Annotated in this window: 18 protein-coding genes; 6 read left to right on the top strand and 12 right to left on the bottom strand. The window is 57.4% G+C overall.

What is annotated here, in order from left to right; translation table 11 throughout:
• Positions 1–49: 49 nt before the first annotated feature.
• From JQ632_RS08040 to JQ632_RS08025, 4 genes are all read right to left on the bottom strand, one after another.
• Complete coding sequence (locus tag JQ632_RS08040; protein ID WP_212401759.1) at positions 50–1648, bottom strand: class I adenylate-forming enzyme family protein; 1599 nt, start codon at positions 1646–1648, stop codon at positions 50–52.
• A gap of 100 nt (positions 1649–1748) precedes the next feature.
• Positions 1749–2210 (bottom strand): MaoC/PaaZ C-terminal domain-containing protein, encoded by a 462-nt coding sequence (locus tag JQ632_RS08035; protein WP_212401758.1) that lies wholly within the window; start codon positions 2208–2210, stop codon positions 1749–1751.
• A gap of 389 nt (positions 2211–2599) precedes the next feature.
• On the bottom strand, positions 2600–3280 hold the full coding sequence (locus JQ632_RS08030; protein WP_212401757.1) for a TetR/AcrR family transcriptional regulator: 681 nt from the start codon (positions 3278–3280) through the stop codon (positions 2600–2602).
• 375 nt (positions 3281–3655) lie between these two features.
• A complete protein-coding gene (locus JQ632_RS08025; protein WP_212401756.1) occupies positions 3656–4327 on the bottom strand; it encodes a GntR family transcriptional regulator in 672 nt (223 codons plus the stop codon).
• Positions 4328–4427: 100 nt separating this feature from the next.
• Between JQ632_RS08025 and JQ632_RS08020 the strand changes: the two genes are divergently transcribed.
• Both JQ632_RS08020 and JQ632_RS08015 read left to right on the top strand, forming a co-directional pair.
• Positions 4428–5204 carry a helix-turn-helix transcriptional regulator gene (locus JQ632_RS08020; protein WP_212401755.1) on the top strand — a complete coding sequence of 259 codons (777 nt, stop codon included), beginning with the start codon at positions 4428–4430 and terminating at the stop codon, positions 5202–5204.
• Positions 5205–5317: 113 nt separating this feature from the next.
• The gene (locus tag JQ632_RS08015) at positions 5318–6070 is read left to right on the top strand and encodes an SDR family NAD(P)-dependent oxidoreductase (RefSeq protein ID WP_212401754.1); all 753 of its coding nucleotides are present in this window, start codon (positions 5318–5320) and stop codon (positions 6068–6070) included.
• A gap of 533 nt (positions 6071–6603) precedes the next feature.
• On the opposite strand, the gene JQ632_RS08010 is transcribed toward JQ632_RS08015, so the two are convergent.
• The 8 genes from JQ632_RS08010 to JQ632_RS07975 form a co-directional block, all read right to left on the bottom strand.
• Positions 6604–7677 (bottom strand): aldo/keto reductase, encoded by a 1074-nt coding sequence (locus tag JQ632_RS08010; RefSeq protein WP_212401753.1) that lies wholly within the window; start codon positions 7675–7677, stop codon positions 6604–6606.
• A gap of 139 nt (positions 7678–7816) precedes the next feature.
• Entirely contained in the window at positions 7817–9133 is a 1317-nt protein-coding gene (locus tag JQ632_RS08005) for an extracellular solute-binding protein (protein WP_212401752.1), read from the bottom strand.
• A gap of 107 nt (positions 9134–9240) precedes the next feature.
• Entirely contained in the window at positions 9241–10062 is an 822-nt protein-coding gene (locus JQ632_RS08000) for a sugar phosphate isomerase/epimerase (protein WP_212401751.1), read from the bottom strand.
• A 133-nt stretch (positions 10063–10195) separates the two neighbouring features.
• Positions 10196–10987: an SDR family NAD(P)-dependent oxidoreductase gene (locus JQ632_RS07995; RefSeq protein WP_212401750.1), complete on the bottom strand. Its 792-nt coding sequence runs from the start codon at positions 10985–10987 to the stop codon at positions 10196–10198.
• 127 nt (positions 10988–11114) lie between these two features.
• Positions 11115–12632, bottom strand: coding sequence for a UxaA family hydrolase (locus tag JQ632_RS07990; RefSeq protein ID WP_212401749.1), 1518 nt, complete (start codon positions 12630–12632; stop codon positions 11115–11117).
• 71 nt (positions 12633–12703) lie between these two features.
• Positions 12704–13411 (bottom strand): DUF4286 family protein, encoded by a 708-nt coding sequence (locus JQ632_RS07985; RefSeq protein WP_212401748.1) that lies wholly within the window; start codon positions 13409–13411, stop codon positions 12704–12706.
• A gap of 104 nt (positions 13412–13515) precedes the next feature.
• Positions 13516–14523 carry a Gfo/Idh/MocA family protein gene (locus JQ632_RS07980; protein WP_212401747.1) on the bottom strand — a complete coding sequence of 336 codons (1008 nt, stop codon included), beginning with the start codon at positions 14521–14523 and terminating at the stop codon, positions 13516–13518.
• 33 nt (positions 14524–14556) lie between these two features.
• Entirely contained in the window at positions 14557–15309 is a 753-nt protein-coding gene (locus tag JQ632_RS07975; RefSeq protein ID WP_212401746.1) for an SDR family NAD(P)-dependent oxidoreductase, read from the bottom strand.
• A gap of 107 nt (positions 15310–15416) precedes the next feature.
• Between JQ632_RS07975 and JQ632_RS40410 the strand changes: the two genes are divergently transcribed.
• From JQ632_RS40410 to JQ632_RS07955, 4 genes are all read left to right on the top strand, one after another.
• A complete protein-coding gene (locus JQ632_RS40410; protein WP_212401745.1) occupies positions 15417–16217 on the top strand; it encodes an IclR family transcriptional regulator in 801 nt (266 codons plus the stop codon).
• Between the two features lie 163 nt (positions 16218–16380).
• On the top strand, positions 16381–17433 hold the full coding sequence (locus tag JQ632_RS07965) for an ABC transporter ATP-binding protein (protein WP_212401744.1): 1053 nt from the start codon (positions 16381–16383) through the stop codon (positions 17431–17433).
• A 71-nt stretch (positions 17434–17504) separates the two neighbouring features.
• Positions 17505–18440, top strand: a complete 936-nt coding sequence (locus JQ632_RS07960; RefSeq protein ID WP_212401743.1) for a carbohydrate ABC transporter permease — start codon at positions 17505–17507, stop codon at positions 18438–18440.
• A gap of 10 nt (positions 18441–18450) precedes the next feature.
• The gene (locus JQ632_RS07955) at positions 18451–19299 is read left to right on the top strand and encodes a carbohydrate ABC transporter permease (protein ID WP_212401742.1); all 849 of its coding nucleotides are present in this window, start codon (positions 18451–18453) and stop codon (positions 19297–19299) included.
• Positions 19300–19349: the final 50 nt, after the last annotated feature.

Raw genomic sequence — 19349 nt, 5'->3', positions numbered from 1 at the left:
TCTTAAGTGATGCACGGCCACGCCTATTGCGGAGCGGTCCAACTGACCGTCAAGCTAGGACGTCGAGCTTTCCGTCGGCCGCCATTTCTTTCAACGCAACCTTTCGGATCTTTCCGCTTGGCGTGAGCGGAAAAACTTCGATTCGGAAGTATTTGGTTGGAATTTTGTATTTCGCGATTCGACTCGCACAGTGATCGGCAAGTTCGGCTGCAGTAACGTTTCCGCACCTAACCGCGGCAGCGACTATTTCGCCAAAGTGCTCGTCCTTGATCCCGAACACTGCAACTTCGGTTACAGCCGGATGTAAAAAGAGAATTCGCTCGACTTCCGCAGGGTAGATGTTTTCGCCACCGCGAATGATCATATCCTTCAAGCGTCCACCGGCGAGTACCAACTTTCCGTCGAGGCGGATTTGCCCAAGATCGCCGGTTTTTAGCCACCCGTCTGCGTCGATCGCCTTTCGCGTTTCCTCGTCGTTTGCGAAGTAACCACGCATGATCAGATTGCTCTTGACCTGGACTTCTCCTATCGCGTCATGTCCCAGGACTGCACCGTTCTCCGCGTCTGCGATCCGAATGCTGTATCCCGGCAACGGCAGGCCCGCGGCTTCGAAACGACTCGGATCGTCGACCTCGGGACAACAAGCGAGCCCCGACGACTCGGTCAGCCCATACCCCTGAACCATGCATGGAATCGGGAATTCGGCTTCGCATCGGCGCAGCATGTCGGGCTCCACATCTGCTCCCCCACAGGTGCCAACTCTGAGCGACGATAGATCGAACTCTCTCCGGCGCGGGTGCTCAAGCATCATACGCAATGAAGTAGGAACAGCGATGTGGACGGTGGCTCGATGACGCTGGATGATCTCGAACATTTCAACAGCGTCGAAGGCTTCGATCCCAAGGAATGTCGCGCCAACCGTCAGGCATCCAGCGATCCCGACGCAGAAGGATGCCGCATGGAACATGGGAACAATGGAAGTTACACGGTCATCAAAGCCTATTTTCAGCCTCGAAAAAACGCTCCGACCATTGGCCATAACGCCCTCATGCGTCAGCATCGCTCCCTTCGGGAAGCCCGTGGTACCTGAGGTGTATATGATCGCGGCGTTGTCGCTGCCGTGCACAGATGGAAGAGACGCACTCGAGGTAGTCCCCTGCGCGATCAGCTCGTCAATGGACAGACATTGCTCAGCGCGTCCGCCGATGATAATTTTGGTCGGATTGTTCTGGCTATGCTTGGTCGCCTCTCTAACCAATTCGAGATATTTATTCGTCCTGAAAGCGGGAGTGAAGAAGATCGCGCGAGCCCGCGAATGCGACAAAGCGTAAGTCAGATCTTCGACCTTGTAATATGTATTTAGTGGGACCAGCACCATTCCAGCTTTGGCGACCGCCAACTGAACAATCAACCAATGGATCGAATTCTGAGCAAGTAGCGCGATATTCTCTGTAGGCTTGAAGCCGAGATCCAGAAGCGCCTTGGCTAAGGCAGTGGATTTGTCGTTCAGATCCCGGAAAGAGATTGCTTCGGCGGGAAAGGCGAAGGCGTCCTTGGTGGGGTGAGACTCGGCGATCGCAGCCAATGCTTTCACCGAGGTATCGAATGCCACGTTCGCTTGGGCCTGGGACATTGTTTTCACCGGCATGATGGAAATCGGCTGTCGATCTGATGCGAGTATCGACCGGAAGTCGCCGGTCGATCCCTGGCTTTGGCTCGGCGCCGCGGCCGATACGGACAATACTTACCTAGGTTGCGCCCGACATGAGTAGCGCCTGTTCGTAAGTAAGCACCGTCTCACCCTTTTGATTTTTCACCGTGATGGTCATCGAAACCACGCCCCGATCTTTCTTTTTGGCGCTTGGCCGAACCTCAGTGATCGCGGCCGTGGTCAACACGGTATCGCCGAATCTCACCGGATTGGAGAAACGAACCTTGTCCATGCCCAGAAAGCCGATCGTTGTTCCCTCGAACAAGCCCGTACCATTCATCTGACCGGAGGTCACGGCGAGCGTGAGAAGTCCATGCGCAATGCGCGTGCCAAACTGCGTCTTCTTGGCATGCACTTCGTTGATATGGGCGGGATTGAAGTCGCCGGATAGCCCCGCGAATAGGTTCACATCGCCGCTCTCAATGGTTCGGCCAGCGGTTTCGATTACTTCTCCAACCTTGAATTCGTTCCAATATTTCGCGTTCCGACCTTTGAACATTTGCCGCTCCTTGTTTGCTCTTCCCCTGGCTTCAGACGCGAAATTTGGGCTCGATCTCTCTGCCAGCCTTTGCAAGCAGGAAAATAGCCAGGCCTCGCGGATTGTCAATAGACCTATTTGTAAATTGGTTTGACTTAACAGTTGATTTTCCGGCGCCTCAAATCGGCGCACCTGCGCCGCCTGGTCTCAACGATTTGCGGAAAGCGACCTTCGCTGCGACCGGTGTAGGGCATCAAACAAGTCGAGGCGGAGATCGCCGGAGGCCGCGGTGCCACGTATTGGAACGGTCAAACCGTCAGAACTGGAAAGTCCTGAATCCGGCATTTCGCAATGGATTCTGAAGACAATGGACCACCGACACCGAGTGGATCGAATTCACTGAACCATGGTCAGCGGCGTTTATCTTCAAGTTCCGGCCGTTTCGTTTCCAGACCCTTAAAGAGCACCTCTACGAGCGAGTCACTGAATGACGAGAGATACTCTTCACGCGTTATGTCCACCTCGTAAACCTCATCCATTAAGACGCTCAGGCTCGAGGTCATGGTACAAGCGGAAACGATGATGTTCGTTACGTTGATTATCGGAAGTGAGCGTATCATTCCCGCCTCGACCGCTTCTTCGATCGCCTGGTCAAAAAGTCTGTAACCGGCGATCATATATCGACGAGCCAGCCAGCGCATCCGGGCGCTGCGTACCATGCCCTCGTGCATAAGAATGCGATTGAGATTGGGATCTGCGGCATTAGCTGCGAGGAATTTCCTGATCATGACCTTTAGACGCGAAAGCGGATCGAGATCCTGAAGATCAAGGCGGCCAATAGGGAAGACGAGGCCGCGCTCGTACATGAGACGCTCAATGGCGGCCTTCCATATCTTGGACTTTTTGCCGAAGTGGTAGTGAACCATCGATTGCGTGAGACCTGCAGCCGCCGCGATCTGTCCCGTGGATACCGGCTCGTATCCATGCCTGGCGAATAGCTCCATGGCTGCCTTAAGCAACTTCTCGCGCGGCTCTTGACCGTCCGTTTTGCGGCCCGCACGTGCCCGCTGGGGGGTCAGCTTCGCCATCATCTTCCTCAATTCCAAGTTTTGGACGTCAACACCTTTATCGCATCTAGGGGCAACACAGACGGGAAACGATGGCCGGCCGATAGATTTATCGAGAAATGCGATTGATCAATTTGGGAGGTTGAACTAAGCTGTAAGATAGAAACGGGATATCGATTGGTAGCACCAACCGCTGTTCAGGCGGTCGGGCCGCGGGATAGACTTATGCGCGTCGCCTGCGTAGCGCTGCGCTCGCCGAGTTGTTTACGGACTGACTGCGGCCATCGACGATACACTCATTGGCCGGCTCCGAGTCACCTCTCCGCAGCGAAGAACGTGGCGTACACGACGCTACCGCTCAGGTGAACAGAACCGCCCCGACGCGACGAGGGCTCTCCGTCAGGCAACATCTGGAGGACCGGCGACATCCTTACCGGTCAGCCGCCAGAAGACGGCGAACGTTCGCTTGATGTGAGCCCGCATCGCTCGTTCCGCGGCGTCTGCGTTGCGTTGGGAGATCGCCGATAAGATGAGCTCATGATCCGCATTGCCCAGCGCCAATTCGTCACCCGTCGCCGCCCGTGCGATCGGCGCGTTGAAATAGAACTGGCCCGAGTGATAGATTGCGTTCGTCAACCGGCCATTTCCTGAGGCGACCATAATCGCGTCGTGAAATTCGCGGTTTGTTTTTACCCGCATCTTCTCATTACTGGAGTGAAGCGCGAGCCTCCGTTCGTGGATCGCCTTCAGCTCGGCAATCTGTGCTGCGGATGCGCGGATCGCTGCAAGGCCGGCCGCGTAACCTTCGAGAGCCAACCGTACTTCCGCGTTCTCTCGGATTTCTTCCGTCGAGAATTCGCGAACCGCCCAACCGCGTTTGCGGGGGACGACCAGTCCAGCGGCAGCAAGTCGCTGCAGGCTCTCGCGCACCGGTGTTCGGCTTACCTCAAAACGTTCCGCCAAATCGAGCTCGATAAGAGGTGAATTCGGGCGAAGCTCTCCCGCGACGATCTCGCGGCGCAGGGTTTCAAACACGCTGGTCAGCCGTGTAGGAGGCTCGAAGGCATACATCGGGGTCGGACGTTTCGTAAGCAATATTGCATACAAGATCGCATACCCTTATAACGAACGAAACAACATCGCAAGGTAGAGGAAAAATCAGGGAGCTTATATGCGAGCCCATCGCCTCATCCGCCCCGCGCCCGGCACTGGTGACATTCCGGCCCTCACGAGCCTCATTGAGGACCTCGGCACGCCAGCTTTTTCGGCTTCGCTCTTCCGGGCCGCCTCCGCTTGGGTGATGCCCGAGCATATGACGGCCTTCGCCTTTGACGCCGACACGAAGCCATGGACAATTTTCGCCGAGAACACGGGGCCGGCAAAAGTGTCGCAGGACGTCGCCGTACGATACTGCCGCGAATACTACCAGTACGACCTCGCCAACGGCCAATTGCGCGAAGCGGGAAATCAAGGAAGCTGGATCCTGAAGACGAGCGCATCGGAGGTCATCCATTCGGAATACCGTCACCACTGCTACACCGCAGTAAGGCTGGACGATCGCATTAGTCTGTCTGACACCAGAGACGGCCGCACACTTCGCATCAACCTCTACCGACCCAGAGGAAACAATTTCACTGAGGACGAAATAAATCGTATCGGAGACAAGGCTCCCTTGATGCTCGCGCTGGTGCGTCGTCATGCCGATCAGCAAGCGGCCAACCGCCCGAATTCGCACGCGTACTATCGCGAACGTCTCGCGGCGGTCGCTCCGAACCTGACTTCACGCGAGGCCGACGTTTGTGCCGCCATTATCCGCGGCGTCACATCGGAGGGAATAGCGCTCGAACTTGGTGTCGGGTTGAACACCGTCCTGACCTACAAAAAGCGGGCTTACGCCAGGCTCAACATCTCGTCGCAAAACCAGCTAATGCGTCTTGTTCTAAACTGACGCGGCACCGGATGCTGTCGGCATTTTCGAGCGCCGGTTGTCCCGTGTTCGGGTGACAGAGCTTCCCGAATTGCTTTGATAGAAATCAATCAGCAAACAACGGGATGCATCTAATGAGTAAAAACGACCTCCTAGCCGGCCGCCTCGCAGTCATCACCGGGGGCAGTAACGGAATCGGCGCCGCGACCGTCCGATGCCTGGCCAACGCCGGCGCAGACGTGATCATCGGTTATCATCACAGCAAGGAGCGCGCCGACGCTCTCCTTGGCAGCCTGCCCCGCGGATCGCACGAAGTCGCAAGGTTGTCGCTGAACGATCCCGAAAGCTTCGCAGCGCTATCGGCGCACGTCGCCTCGAGGCAAGGAAAGCTGGACATCCTTGTCAATTCCGCCGGCTTCACGCGTGCCATCAATCATGCTGATCTAGTCACACTCACAGACGCGCTGTTCGAGGAGATCCTTATCGCGAACGTTCGTGGGCCGTACTCCGCAATCCGCGCGCTCCTCCCGGTGCTGCGCGCCTCAGGCGATGCCGTCGTGATCAACGTGTCCTCGATCTCTGGCTTCACGGCGTCGGGCAGCAACGTCGCCTACTGCGCTTCCAAGGCCGCCCTCGACAACATGACCGCGTCGCTCGCGCGCGCACTCGGGCCAGAAGTTCGGCTGCTGACCGTGTCCCCAGGCGCCGTGGCCACGGATTTCGTGCCAGGCCGGGACCGAGCGGCACTCGAGGCCGGCGCAAAAGCGACGCCCCTCAAACGTGTCATCGAACCCGACGACGTGGCTTCGGCCATCTTGGCCTGCGTCTCTCACCTCAGAGCAAGTACAGGTTCACGCATCGTCGTCGACGGCGGGAGACATCTATGAGCCCTGCCTGCCGCCGGTGTACATTCGGCCGCAGCCTCAACACACACATCGCGCACAAGAGCAGTTCGATTTCAAAGCGGACGAAAGCCGCTTTTACCTCGCGTGGTGAACGATCATAGCCGGCCCAACGCCGACTATATGCACATACCTGCATCTAGTTAGGTCGTGGATCACCTCGCGCATTCTCGAAGTCAGAGAGCTTGCTTCCTGCTCCCTGCCTAACCTCGCCGGTGCTTCCCGACATAAAGAAATAAACCAGAAATTGATCGTGGTGAGCTACGAATTCGCGGTGTGCCGAGGACAGGCATGGCTGGCCGCAACATCGCAAGAAGAGCCGGCGCCTGTTTCGTATCGTGGGCCGTCAAGATCCAAAGCAGCAACCGCCTACCTATACCCCAATTTTGCGGCATGGGTGCCATTTCCACTTTGCCTCAACAGTCGGAATTGGTCCTAGATCGGCAAAGGCCTCTGTTCCACGAACACAGTTCCTCAAACGTGGCGTCTCGATAACCCGAATGCCCCGGCGTGCCGTCCTATGCCCGAAGCTTCGACACTCCCTCGCGGCGCACCTCTGGCGTCATCCACGGCGAAACATACCCGCGATCAGCTTCTTCAATGAGGTTGCCTGGAGGAAGAAGCGCATCAATCGGATCCAGCGTTGATGCGTTCAGTTGCGTATCAAAGCCCAATTCCATTTCCTTGTATTGCTCAAGCTTCCGGGGGCCTACGATCACCGAGGTCACCGCCGGGTTCGCAAGTGGGAATGCCATCGCCATAGACATGAGGGGTAGATTGGCCTTTTCGGCGATCGACTCAAGCTTGGACAGGATCTCGAATTTTTTCTGGTTACCTGGGCGTCGCATATCAAAACGCGTCTGCAAAATGGGATAGTGCTCTCCCCATTGACCCTGAACTCGCTCGGCCCGGGACCCAGCAGGCACCGCTCCGTCGGACCGGTACTTCCCGGTCAACCAGCCTCCGTTGAGGGGACTCCATGCCGTGAACCCCATCCTATACTGCTGGACGGCCGGCATTGTTTCCCGTTCGACAGTGCGCTGGAAAAGCGAGTAGGGAGAACTTTCGTTCACAAACCGCGACAGCTTTTGCAAGCGGCTCACGGCTTGCGTTTCAGCGAGATACCAAGCTGGGAATGTTGAGCAGCCAAGGTATCTGACCTTGCCCTGAGAGACAAGGTCAGTGAGCGCACCCAGTGTCTCATCGAGGTCGGTGTTCGGATCGGGACGATGCATCTGATACAGGTCGATGTGATCAGTCTTCAGGCGACGCAGACTGTTTTCGACCTGCTTCATGATCCAGTATCGAGACCCTCCTTGATGGTTTCGCTCATCGCTCGCCGGTAACCGGAATTTAGTGGCAAGAACGATCTTATCGCGTCGGCCAGCGATTGCCTTTCCGACAATTTCTTCAGCCTCGCCATGAGAATAGGTGTCTGCGGTATCGATGAAATTAATTCCGCGATCGAGCGCCGTGTGTACGATGCTAATGCACTCACGCTCATCCGTGTTTCCATCCGATCCATAGCTCATCGTTCCGAGCATGTACTCGCTGACTTGAAGCCCGGTTCGACCCAGATAGCGATACTTCATAACTAGTCATCCTTTCGAGCGGTTGAGTGTAGAAATTTTGCTTAGGATGGGTCCTATACAAAACATACAAGATCGCCTTCACGTTCATGTGGCCACGAACAATACCTTTAACGGGCAGCTACAAAGCTGCCCTGTCGCGTCACGCCTTAGCGAGTGCTTCCTCGTAGCGCGACTTCACTTCTGCGAGGACGGCTTCCGGCCGGCTGTCGCGCAAAATCATACGCTGAAAAGCCTCGCCGACGATTTGGTTGAACGTTGACTGGATCACCGAATACGTAACGAGCCGACCACGCTCCTGCACGAGCTTCTTCCAGCCCTGTTGGTCGGCAGCTTCCGGAGACAAGAGCGAAGGGTCCTTGTACGCACTGGCCCGGGCGACGACTTCGCCCCCACTCGCGGCGATGATCTGCGCTTCGGGGCTTACCATGTATTTTGCGAACTCCCACGCGGCGTCTCTTCGCGACGAGTTTGCGTTGATACTCAGCTGGAATCCGTAGACTGTTTGCCTGTCGTTGGCCTGGATTGAGGGTGCCACTGCCCATCCAAGATCATTGTTGGCGATGGAGCGATCCATCGTCTTGAAGCGGTACAGGCCGTACGTCGCCGACGCCACGGTTCCGGAACGCAGCGCGTCCTGCAGCTCGTTGTAGCCATACTGGAGAGAGACGTTCGTGGATGCCTTCTTGGCAAACACGCCACGGATCGTTTCGGCTGCCAGAAGAAGCCGTTCGTCTGGGAACGCGATCTTACGCCCGTCGGGAGCAAATAGGGCTCCGGTGTTTCCCGCAAGGATCGAGCTGACGATGAACTCGTTGAACGCTTGAGCACCGCCGATCCCGCCGGTGACTCCTAGAGGAATGGCATAAGCGATGTTGGAGCCTTTCGTCAGCTTGGCACCAAGGTCGCCAGCTTCATCGTAGGTCCGAGGCGGGGTGGTGACTTGAGCCTCCAAGAAGCGGCTCTTCCTGTAGACGAGGATTGGAATTCTGAAATCCTGCTGCAATCCCCAAAGCCTGCCATTGACCTTGGTCTGCTCCAACGGGATCAGCCAATCATTCATATCGATCTTGTCGCGGGCGACGAGATCATCAAGAGGTAAGATCGATCCGGTTGCCGCATACTCGGGCTGTTGGAAGTTCGCGACACGGATTACGTCTGGCGAATTGGACTTGGCTCGCGCTGCGCGCGCTCCGTTGGCACCGGTCGGATCGACAACATGCTTTATCTTGATCGAGGGGTTCGCCCGCTCGAACGCCTCAATCATGCGGTTCTGCGCGACAGAACGAGGGTCGTTGAGATTTCCAGGATCCAAAGAGCCGTTGAAGATCACCTCTGTCACGGCGCCCGACTGGGCATATCCTTTGCCAATCCCGAGACCGCATATGGCGGCGGACGCAGCCATGCCACCAACCAGCGACCTGCGGGAAAGCCTTGTTTTATTCCTTGTCGAACTCATTCAATCCTCCCCTCTTAGATATCGTCGATTACTTGGTCTTAGGCCGCGGACAACTCCGCGCCCGAGGCTAAGGTCGATCTTACGGCTCAAGTAAAACTTGGGTGCTGCTACCGGGCGAGGGATTGCAGATTCCAACCCCTCTTATTCAGCTCCGCGATGCCCGTGTTGATTGATTCCAGGGGCTCGTCCTCGCGAATGATTTCGAGGACGACGTTTTCGACTTTGCAGGTAGCTTCGACTGCTTTTGCTAGCTCTACAAAATCGACGATCCCAGTGCCGATCGGATCGTGGGCCCATTCCTCAAGGCCGGTATCAGAGATATGAACGAGCCCAATTGCTGAATGCCCAGACAGCAGAGTCGAGACGGGATCTTCTTTGATGTACGCTGCGTTCGCTACGTCATAAACAATCTTCAGATTTTCACTATTAACTTCTTTTACGAGCCCGAGCATTTCATCGAATGTAGGTCGGAAGCAATATGGCGTGTTTTCGAATAAAAGTCGGACGCCAGCCTGCTCGGCCCGAGGCAACAGAACGTCCAAACTTTCGTATAGCCAGCCAAATGTCTTCGGAAGCGATGGAGAAATCATCGGGCGCCTTGTTCCCGGTGAGATCACCACTTCGGCTGCACCCCAATCGTAAGCCAGCTCGATCACACTCTTGATGTGATCCGTGCTCTTGCGCCTCATATTTGCTGCTGGACTAGCCAGATTGATATCGAATCCACCGGCGTTGAGACACCTCACGCTTGCACCGCAATCCTGCAAACGCTTTTTTCCATCCGACCGCGCGGCCCGCGTCATATCATCCGGCCAACAATGCGGCGAGCTGATCGGCACCTCGAACACACGATAGCCGTGCCGGGTGAGGTCACACGCGGCATCCACCGCCGTCGCAGACCAGATGTACGAGAACGTATTGATGATCATTTGATGCGCACTCCTAGACCTTTGTTTGCGTCGCAAGGATGTCCGGAACCCATCTGACCTTAAGAGGCTGCCGACAACAGCTGATCGCAGGTTCTTAAGGCGACGGATCCCACAAAATCTTCCGTCAAGCGCCCTAAAGCTTTGAGCTAGGGCGTCCCGGGATGTGGCTAAGAATCGACTTGCTAAATCCGCCGTCGACACACAGGTCCTGACCAGTGACGTAGCTCGATAGCGGACTAATCATGAACTCAATCGCGTTGGCGATATCTTTCGGATCACCGATCCGAGAAAGAGGGATCAGCGCTTCTCTCGCCTTCTTGATCTCCGGATCAGCGTATACTCTCGCGGACATTGGAGTGTGTGTCATGCCCGGAGAAACGACATTGGCGCGAATTCCGTCTGGCGCCCACTCCAAGGCGAGCGTCTGCGCAAGCATCCTAAGCGCCGCTTTGGTCGGGCTATACGCGCCCGATCCCGCGTGCGGCACTTGGCCCGACATCGAAGACGTGAAGCAGGCTGCGCCACGGCTTTGTTTCAGGTGAGGGTAGGAGCTTTTGGCGAGCAGCCAGGCGCCCCGAAGGTTGATGTCGAACATCTTGTCCCATTCGGCAACCGACAGATCGCAGATTTTCCCGGGGCTCGCGACGCCGGCATTACAGACCAGGGCGTCGAGGCCCCCGAATGCTGCCACGGTTGCATCCACAAGCTTGGCGGCGACGTCGACGTTGCTTAGGTCCCCGGACAAAGCAATGGCTTCGCCCCCCATCACCCGCACCGCACGGGCAACCTCCTCCTGCGGTTCAGAGTCCTCTCGACCACAGACCGCGATCATCGGACGCTCGCCTCTCGCAAGCGCGGCTTCAGCTATCCGCAAGCAAACAGCCGCTCCGATCCCGCGGCTTCCGCCACTCACCAAGGCTCTCATCGATTATTCCTCCTGTTGAAATCAGATCTTGGCGCCGCGAAGCCCATTCAATCCCGGGCTTCTGGCATTTTGTGCAGGGTGCCGATCGCGTCGTGGCGATCTCTGTCGACATCCATCATGCTGCCACTCAGACAGTGACGCCGAGTGGCCACGGAGCGAACTCGGCCGATCCAAAATCGAAGAGCTCGCTCTTGGTGCGCTCGCCGGAGGCGACCCGAAGAATAAGGTCGAAGATCCGCTGTCCGGATTCCGACACGGTCTCCTCGCCCTCGAGGATCGTGCCGCAGTTTACGTCCATGTCCTCTTCCATGCGCCGGTAGAGAGGAGTGTTGGTGGCGATCTTGATCGACGGCGCCGGCTTGCAGCCAAACACGCTGCCTCGCCCGGTGGTGAAGCAGACCACATTTGCGCCACCAGCAACCTGACCAGTCGCTGCAACCGGATCGAAGCCCGGCGTATCCATGAACACGAACCCCTTCGCGGTCACGGCTTCTGCGTACTTGATCACGTCCACGAGGTTGGTGCTGCCAGCCTTGGCCATGGCGCCGAGCGACTTTTCGAGAATTGTCGTCAGCCCCCCAGCCTTGTTGCCAGGAGACGGGTTTGCGTTGATCTCCGCCCCGTGCTTGCGGGTATACTCCTCCCACCAAGTCATGAGGCTGACCAGCTTCTCGCCGACCTCCTGGCTGACGGCACGACGGGTGAAGAGATGCTCGGCGCCGTATGTTTCCGTGGTTTCCGACAGGATCACCGTGCCGCCATTGCGCACGACTAGATCGCTTGCGACGCCAAGGGCGGGATTGGCCGAGACGCCAGAGTAACCGTCCGACCCGCCGCATTGCAGTGCTATCTTGAGCTCGCTCGCGGGAACGGTCGCTCGATGCACGTGGTTCGCATCGGTGAGAACCTCCCGCACAAAATCCACGCCGGCCTCTACCGTCTTGCGGGTGCCGCCCATCGCCTGGATATCCATGTTGCGGATGCGATCGGTCAGATTGTGCTCCTTGAGCATTGCGCCAATCTGATTCACCTCGCAGCCGAGCCCGAGCACGACGACGTGAGAGAAATTGGGGTGGCGGGCATAACCGGCGAGTGTGCGACGCAAGAGCTGCAGCGGCTCTCCTTCCGCCATGCCGCAGCCGGTCTTGTGCGTTAGCGCAACGACGCCATCGACATTCGGATAGGCGGCTAGCGGCTCGATCCCGACAAAGGGATGTCGCTTGAAGGCGTCGGCAACGAGGGCCGCCACATGCGCACTGCAATTCACCGAAGTGAGAATGCCGATGTAGTTGCGAGTTGCGACGCGGCCGTCCGGGCGGCGAATGCCCTCGAATGTGGCTGGGACTTCGACGTAGTCAGTCCGCTTTGCGTCTCGGCCGTAGGCATAGTCCTTCGCAAAATCCCCCATTCCCATGTTGTGAACATGGACGTGTTCTCCCGGCGCGATATTGGTGGTCGCAAAGCCGATAACCTGATTGTAGCGGCGTACAGGCTCGCCTAGAGCGATCGGCCGCGCAGCGACCTTGTGTCCTGCGGGAATGCGAACGGAGGTTACGACCCCGTCCGCAACCGGCGTATCAGCCAGCAACGCCGTGCGCGCAATGGCGACATTATCGTCGGTGTGAAGGCGTATCACTGGGTGCATCGTTCCGGTTTCCTGTTTGTGAAACCGCGCGGCGACCGTGGGAGGCGCGCTGTTCTTGGTGGTTGGCCGTGTCAGGCGGCCCTCGAGGCGGCAGGTTGACCTAATCGGGTGCCGACGAGATCGAATTGCAAACGGTACACCCCGTGCAGGGCTTCTGGCGCGCCCAAGTCACCCAGCACCGCGTGGCTCAAATGAGTCGACAGGACATGCTCGACCGCTTCCTGCGTGGTTCCTTCCACCATCAGTACCCAACGAGGAATCATGTTTGCAGCGCGCCCGCGTTGCTCGGCCGTCTTGACGTTGCTCGCGCTCTCATCGGCCCGGCAGATATGCGCTGCCGAGATCGCAGGAGCATTCGACACTTCAGCCAGGATGGCGCCGGAGATCGTCTTGAGAATTTCCGGATCCTGGCCTGGCTCGCAATCAAAGCGTATCGTCCCGATGAAGCCACCAGATCCCACTCCAAGCGAGACCTCGACGTCGCACAGCGATCGAGAGGTGTTCCTGAAGTGCTGAACTGAGCGCGTGGTCCACTCGGTCGGGCTATTTAATCGCGCCAGATAGTCTGCTCCCGTGAGCACAGACTTGTCTTGAACCTCGTAGAGCGTGAAGTATTCCGGCGTTCCTGACAAAGCGATATAGCGACGGCCGCGCAGAAAGCCCGGTATGCCGACCCGCTCCGGAATATGCTCTCTATCGTGCCATTCGTAAAAGTTGGCACGTCCCTCGTCAGTGATATCGTTCCATATGGCGATGACGCCAGATCCTGACAACGACATGGGTGTCTCCCTTCTCGTCTGTTTCCTGTCCGGTTCGATCGACCCAGAGGTCGACGAACGCGCTAAGCATCGCACCTGGCTAGAGCCATTCGGTGGTAAGGGATCTACGGCGCATGCTCGACCGTTTGGGGCGCGCCGCCGTTGGCTGCGGAACGGTATGCTGCCTCGATGACAGCAATCGCGTGTTCTGCCTCGCGCAAACCTGCAAAAGGCGGACGCCCCTGGGCCAGATCCGCCCAACTGCGCCTTAGGAACACTGGATAATACTCGTCCGTATTGTACTCGACGGTAGTGGACCGCCCCTGCTGTTCGTCGCGTGCCTTCACATAGAGCTGATCTGCGTAGCCCCGCATGTACGAGGAACCATGCGAGATAGAGAACGCGAAGTCGCGCTGATCCTCTGCTGTCGACGGATACAGGTACCCCGTCTCGATCACCCCGATCTGGCCCGCCGCATTTTGACAGGTGAGGACGGCCTGCTCGTCGACGGTGACGTCGGGGCGGTATGTGCGTGACTGCGCCGAAACGTGAGTAATCGGGACGCCAGTCAGAGTCGCGATCAGGTCGATAAAATGAATTCCAACATTCAGCAGTGAACCGCCGCCTGCATGCTGCTTGTCCAGCATCCAGTTGCACCCGTTGCGCTCATAGCGCTCGACAGAGCCAACAACGAATCTGAACGAGAAATGCTGAAAGCCTTCCGGCGTAAATCCCTCGGCGGGCGAAAGTCGCGAAGCCCAGTCGCTTACACGATTAATAAACGGAACGCTGACGTAAACGCCACGCTGCTCCGCCAATTGCCGGATCCGACGAACTTCTTGAAGATTGAGTCCGCAGGGCTTCTCGATCAGAAACGGAATACCACGGTCGATTAGCCGCTCGGCCAGTTCCGCCATCCTGGAATGACGACTGAACACCAAGGCAAAGTCGAAATCTTGTTCAAGAAGATCCTTGTTAGAGTCGAAGAGTTTACAGTTCAATTGCCGCGCAAAACGTGCGCCAGCAAACACCTCGCTATCTGAGATGCCCACCACCTGGATATCAGGATCTCCCAGCGGTGAGAGATACAAAGGGAAATGCCAGTGGCTGACGTCGAATATTGCGACCTTCATAGGAGCTCCGTGACAACCCGATTGTCGAGGCAATCAATCCATGTAGGAGCCGCCATTGACGCTTAAGGTCTCTCCGAAGATGTAGCTTGCGTCTTCTGACACGAGGAAAGCAGTGGCCCGCGCGATCTCCTCTGGGCGACCAAGGCGACCAGCGGGAATGCGCGAGATGGTCGTCGCCTTCATCTCGCCGCTCATTTCGTCGCTAAGCTCCGTTGCAACCAATCCTGGCGCGATGGCATTGACGTTGATGCCAAATGGGGCCGCGTAGAGCGCGAGAGATTTCGTCAAGCCAATAATTCCAGCTTTGGCAGCGGTATAATGCGCGTTTCCGATAAAATCGCCGCGCTTACCGGCCACTGAACTCACGTTGACGATCTTGCCGTATTTTTGCTCCTTCATCCCAGCAAGAACCGCCTGGCAGCAGTTGAAAGAACCTTTCAAATGGATGTTGATCATACGGTCCCATTTTTCAGGGCTAATCTCCGGAAAACTGACAAAATCACCGATCCCAGCATTGTTGATCAGGATGTCGACACGATCGTAAGCCTCCCGGATTTTTCGGAAGGCTTCTTCGACTTGTCTCTGCTCCGCCACGTCGAAGGCGATCGGGCTGGCTCTCTCACCTCGAGCGCGGACGACGTCCGCGGCTTCTTCTGCGGGTTTGAGTGTGCGATCGGTTATGACCACATGAGCGCCGCGGCCCGCCAGAACATCGGCGATGGCCTTCCCCAATCCGCGGCCAGCTCCCGTGACCACGGCGATTTTTCCCGACAGGTCTTGCTGCATGGTAGCTCCCGGTTTCTTTCAGCGGGTATTGGGTAGCCAAGGTTTGCGAAACTCAGCGAATTATGCTAATGGAATGACGTTCCAGTAATCACCTTCTAAGTGGTGTCATGCGGCTTGTCAAATCCCTCGTCGAACACTGCTTCGACCTCATCACCCTGCTAAGCGAGAACGCCGGCGCTATGTCGCTCGGCGAGATCAGCCGACGTCTTGACGTGCCAAAGAGCGGAGCTCATCGGCTCCTAACCACCCTGTGCGACTTGGGCTGGGCTGAGCAGGAGGCTGACAGCGGCTTCTATCGCTTGTCCTTGCGCTTGGCAGTGGTGGGGCAGCGCCTCTTGGTAGGAACGCGCATACCTGACATTTGCCAGCCAATCCTCGATCGATTGGCAAACACAACAGAGGGCCTCGGTAGAATCGCGATTGTCGACCCCGACGGATTGACGTGGATTGCTCACTCGCAAGGCGCCCGCTCCGGCTTGATTTACCAGCCAGAGCTCGTTGCGAAGGTGCCCCTTCATATGACAGCGAATGGAAAAGCTTGGCTGTCTACTCTCGATCGAGACGAAGCTCTGGCCCGCGCAGTCGCCAGCGGACTAGGACGCACGGACATCGGAGGGCCTCGGGTCATTACGACAAAACAAACATTCTCGGCCGCCCTGGACGAGACACTGGAGCGAGGCTGGGGCTCCGCAATCGAAGAGGCCGAGCCGGGAGTCGCTGCCGTGGCGGCCCCAATCCGCGTGGCCGACCAGGTCGTAGGAACCGTAAGTGTCGCGGGTCCGATCCATCGCTTTTCTCCGCTCGTCGTTCCGCAGTTGGGGGAACAGGTAAAGGCAGCCGCACAAGAGCTTTCGGCCCTTTGGCCATACCGAATCGCCTCTCCTGCGAAGCAGGCGAGGACGGTGTAATCTACCCCAACCTCTTGATCTAACTATCCGATTCTGACTTGCCTCGCGACATCGTGCTGAGGCGAGAAGTTCGCATTGACAAACGACTCACTAACGGAATAGCATTCCATTAACGATCGGACGCCAAGCAAAACAACCGCTCTGCGGACTAGGGAGGAAACTAGTGGCGAACGTTGAGCTCAAGGCGGTCCGGAAGACGTACGGGACCGCACCAGTGATCCACGGCGTGACAGTCGACATTCGTGACGGCGAGTTCGTGACGCTGGTCGGGCCGTCCGGATGTGGGAAGTCGACGTTGCTGCGCATGATCGCCGGCCTCGAAGATATCTCGGGCGGGGAGATCCAGATCGGTGGCCGCACCGTGAATAGCGTTCCACCAAAGGAGCGTGACATCGCGATGGTCTTCCAAAACTACGCGCTGTATCCCCACATGACCGTCGCGGAGAACATGGGCTTCTCCCTGAAGCTGAAAAAGGCTCCGCGTGAGCAGCGCGAAGCGGGCGTAGGGCGTGCTGCGGAGATCCTCAGCCTCACCAAGCTTCTCGACCGATATCCTCGCGAACTCTCGGGCGGCCAGCGCCAGCGCGTCGCGATGGGCCGCGCCATCGTCAGAAATCCGCAGGTCTTCCTCTTCGATGAGCCGCTGTCGAACCTGGATGCGAAACTCCGCGTGCAGATGCGCACCGAGATCAAGGAGTTGCATCAGCGCCTCAAGACCACGACCGTTTACGTAACCCACGACCAAGTCGAGGCCATGACCATGGCTGATAAGATCGTCGTGATGCATGATGGAATTGTCGAGCAAGTTGGCGCTCCGCTTGAGCTCTACAACCATCCTGCAAATATGTTTGTGGCTGGTTTCATCGGCTCTCCAGCAATGAACTTTCTGAAAGGCCGCTGCGAACGAGGCAGGTTCCTGCTTGAAGACGGGTCGGCTCTGGCCCTGCCGGCCAGCTTGGAACATCTGTCTTCCGACGCTGTCTACGGCGTCCGGCCGGAGCATCTGGTTCGGAGCGATGACGGATTGCCTCTCACAGTAGCAGTCGTCGAACCGACGGGAGCCGAGACGCAGGTCATTGCTCGCCACGGATCTCAGAGCATCGTTTGCATTTTTCGAGATTCGGTTCTTCCACAACCCGGCGAAACCATTCGAGTCAGGCCGGATGTTTCGCGCGTTCACGTCTTCAGCGAACGCGACGGCCGCCGCCTTTCCTAAGTGCCGAATAATTTGCTCCCTGGCTGCATCGACAAAGCGGCCGTGGTCGAGAGAACTCACACGGAACTACAATGTTAGCAAGCCGCACACAGGCCGCGACCACCTCCCCCGGGGTTGGTGTTGGGGACACGCCGGACACCCACAACGGAGTTCGTTTTTCATGGATTCCCTATCTCTGGTTCGCACCAGCGATATTGGTCCTGTTTCTGATTACGCTCTATCCTACATTCTTTGTTGGTTGGTTGAGCTTTCAAAAGACAAGGTACTATGAGCTCACGGGATTTGTGGGCCTCGCCAATTATGCGGAGGTCCTCAGCTCCTCCGCGTTCTGGAACACTGTGTTTGTCTCGCTGACTTACGTCGTGGGGTCGCTCACAGGCGCGGTGGTTCTGGGCATGGCCGCGGCCCTCGTCCTGAACAACGCGGGCCCAACCGGCTCTGTCTTGCGCGTGTTCATTCTATTCCCCTGGACGCTGTCAATGTCAGTCGTGGGCAGCATCTGGCTTTGGCTTCTAAACCCGTCGTTCGGGCCTATTCCCTACTTGATGCAGGTCATTGGGCTTGAGCCTGGCCTCATGTTGGGTGACCCGGGCCTTGCATTGCCCCTGATCATTATCGTCACCGCTTGGTGGTCGTTTCCCTACGTCATGGTCATGGCCACCGCTGCCATGCAGTCAATTCCGCAAGAGCTTTACGAAGCAGTGGAAATTGACGGTGGTGGGGCGCTCGTCAAGTTTCGATATGTCACCCTGACGCACATCCTTCCGACGTTGGGTAGCACTGCACTTACCCTGTCGATTATGTATCTGACCCTTATGACGCTGATTATCGTCATGACTGGCGGCGGTCCGCTGGGTTCAACGACGACATTAAGCTTCGAAGCGTTCCGTGGAACCGTCCAAGCCGTCAATATTGGACCCACGGCGGTCGTCTCGATCGTTGTTCTTTTGATCAACGTAGCCCTGGGTGTGGTCTACACCCGGCTCACTGGTCGCGTCACTGGATAGGATTTATTAAATGAGTGCCGCCATGTCCTCTGGCCGTCCAAGTGGGCGGTTTCCCGCAATCCTCCTGTCTTTCGTCTTTGCCGTCATTGTGCTCGGGCCTGTGGCGTGGGCTCTGGCGACTTCGTTCAAGACCGAAGTCGAAGCTGTGGCCGTCCCGCCGACGCTTTGGCCCAGTACTGCAACGTTGGAAAACTACCTGAAAGTTTTCCGCGACCAGTCGTTCCTTCGAGATTTCTGGAACTCCGTCGCCTACTCCGTCGGCGCCGTGGCTCTCGCACTCCTGGTCGGGATCCCCGCGGGCTACGCAGCCGCGCGGTTTTCCTTCAAAGGCAAGCGGGCGCTGATGCTCACGATTCTTGCAACCTCAATGGTGCCGGGCGTCGCACTCTTGGTCCCCACGTTCTACCTGCTCGACTCGATTGGGCTGCTCAATAGCGGGATCGTTGTGACGATCATTCTGTCGGCGAGAATTATTCCCCAAACCGTGTGGTTTATTGCGAACTTCGTCGAAGCCGTCCCCGTGGAGATTGAAGACTCCGCCTTCATGGATGGCGCCAACCGGTTTCAAATCATCTGGAACCTCATCCTTCCGCTGATCCGGCCGGGCATCGCTGCAGTCGCGACGATCGGCATCGTCACGACTTGGAATGACTACATCACGGTTGCGGTCTTTGCACCCGACGTAGCCAAGCGAACTCTTCAAGTTGCCCTGGTCAACCAAGTTTTCGACGCGGTCGGCATCTCCTGGTCGTACATGATGGCCTTCGTCGTCATCGCATCGATGCCGGTCATTCTCATGTTCGGCCTTGTTCAAAAGTGGTTCATCTCCGGCCTTACGGCAGGAGCTGTGAAAGGCTGACGCCACGAAATCTCGGACCTGCACGTCAGCGTAACAAACGAGAGAAAGGC

This window comes from Bradyrhizobium liaoningense (assembly GCF_018130955.1).
In the GTDB taxonomy this organism is placed as follows: Bacteria; Pseudomonadota; Alphaproteobacteria; order Rhizobiales; family Xanthobacteraceae; genus Bradyrhizobium; species Bradyrhizobium liaoningense_C.
The sequence above is the reverse complement of the archived record's forward strand: the minus strand, read 5'-3'. Positions and strand labels throughout refer to the sequence as shown.

Bases quoted from the DNA above. Each gene is read 5' to 3' on its own strand.
- JQ632_RS08040 (WP_212401759.1), bottom strand. From the start codon at position 1,648: ATGCCGGTGAAAACAATGTCCCAGGCCCAAGCGAACGTGGCATTCGAT.
- JQ632_RS08035 (WP_212401758.1), bottom strand. From the start codon at position 2,210: ATGTTCAAAGGTCGGAACGCGAAATATTGGAACGAATTCAAGGTTGGA.
- JQ632_RS08030 (WP_212401757.1), bottom strand. From the start codon at position 3,280: ATGATGGCGAAGCTGACCCCCCAGCGGGCACGTGCGGGCCGCAAAACG.
- JQ632_RS08025 (WP_212401756.1), bottom strand. From the start codon at position 4,327: ATGTATGCCTTCGAGCCTCCTACACGGCTGACCAGCGTGTTTGAAACC.
- JQ632_RS08020 (WP_212401755.1), top strand. From the start codon at position 4,428: ATGCGAGCCCATCGCCTCATCCGCCCCGCGCCCGGCACTGGTGACATT.
- JQ632_RS08015 (WP_212401754.1), top strand. From the start codon at position 5,318: ATGAGTAAAAACGACCTCCTAGCCGGCCGCCTCGCAGTCATCACCGGG.
- JQ632_RS08010 (WP_212401753.1), bottom strand. From the start codon at position 7,677: ATGAAGTATCGCTATCTGGGTCGAACCGGGCTTCAAGTCAGCGAGTAC.
- JQ632_RS08005 (WP_212401752.1), bottom strand. From the start codon at position 9,133: ATGAGTTCGACAAGGAATAAAACAAGGCTTTCCCGCAGGTCGCTGGTT.
- JQ632_RS08000 (WP_212401751.1), bottom strand. From the start codon at position 10,062: ATGATCATCAATACGTTCTCGTACATCTGGTCTGCGACGGCGGTGGAT.
- JQ632_RS07995 (WP_212401750.1), bottom strand. From the start codon at position 10,987: ATGAGAGCCTTGGTGAGTGGCGGAAGCCGCGGGATCGGAGCGGCTGTT.
- JQ632_RS07990 (WP_212401749.1), bottom strand. From the start codon at position 12,632: ATGCACCCAGTGATACGCCTTCACACCGACGATAATGTCGCCATTGCG.
- JQ632_RS07985 (WP_212401748.1), bottom strand. From the start codon at position 13,411: ATGTCGTTGTCAGGATCTGGCGTCATCGCCATATGGAACGATATCACT.
- JQ632_RS07980 (WP_212401747.1), bottom strand. From the start codon at position 14,523: ATGAAGGTCGCAATATTCGACGTCAGCCACTGGCATTTCCCTTTGTAT.
- JQ632_RS07975 (WP_212401746.1), bottom strand. From the start codon at position 15,309: ATGCAGCAAGACCTGTCGGGAAAAATCGCCGTGGTCACGGGAGCTGGC.
- JQ632_RS40410 (WP_212401745.1), top strand. From the start codon at position 15,417: ATGCGGCTTGTCAAATCCCTCGTCGAACACTGCTTCGACCTCATCACC.
- JQ632_RS07960 (WP_212401743.1), top strand. From the start codon at position 17,505: ATGTTAGCAAGCCGCACACAGGCCGCGACCACCTCCCCCGGGGTTGGT.
- JQ632_RS07955 (WP_212401742.1), top strand. From the start codon at position 18,451: ATGAGTGCCGCCATGTCCTCTGGCCGTCCAAGTGGGCGGTTTCCCGCA.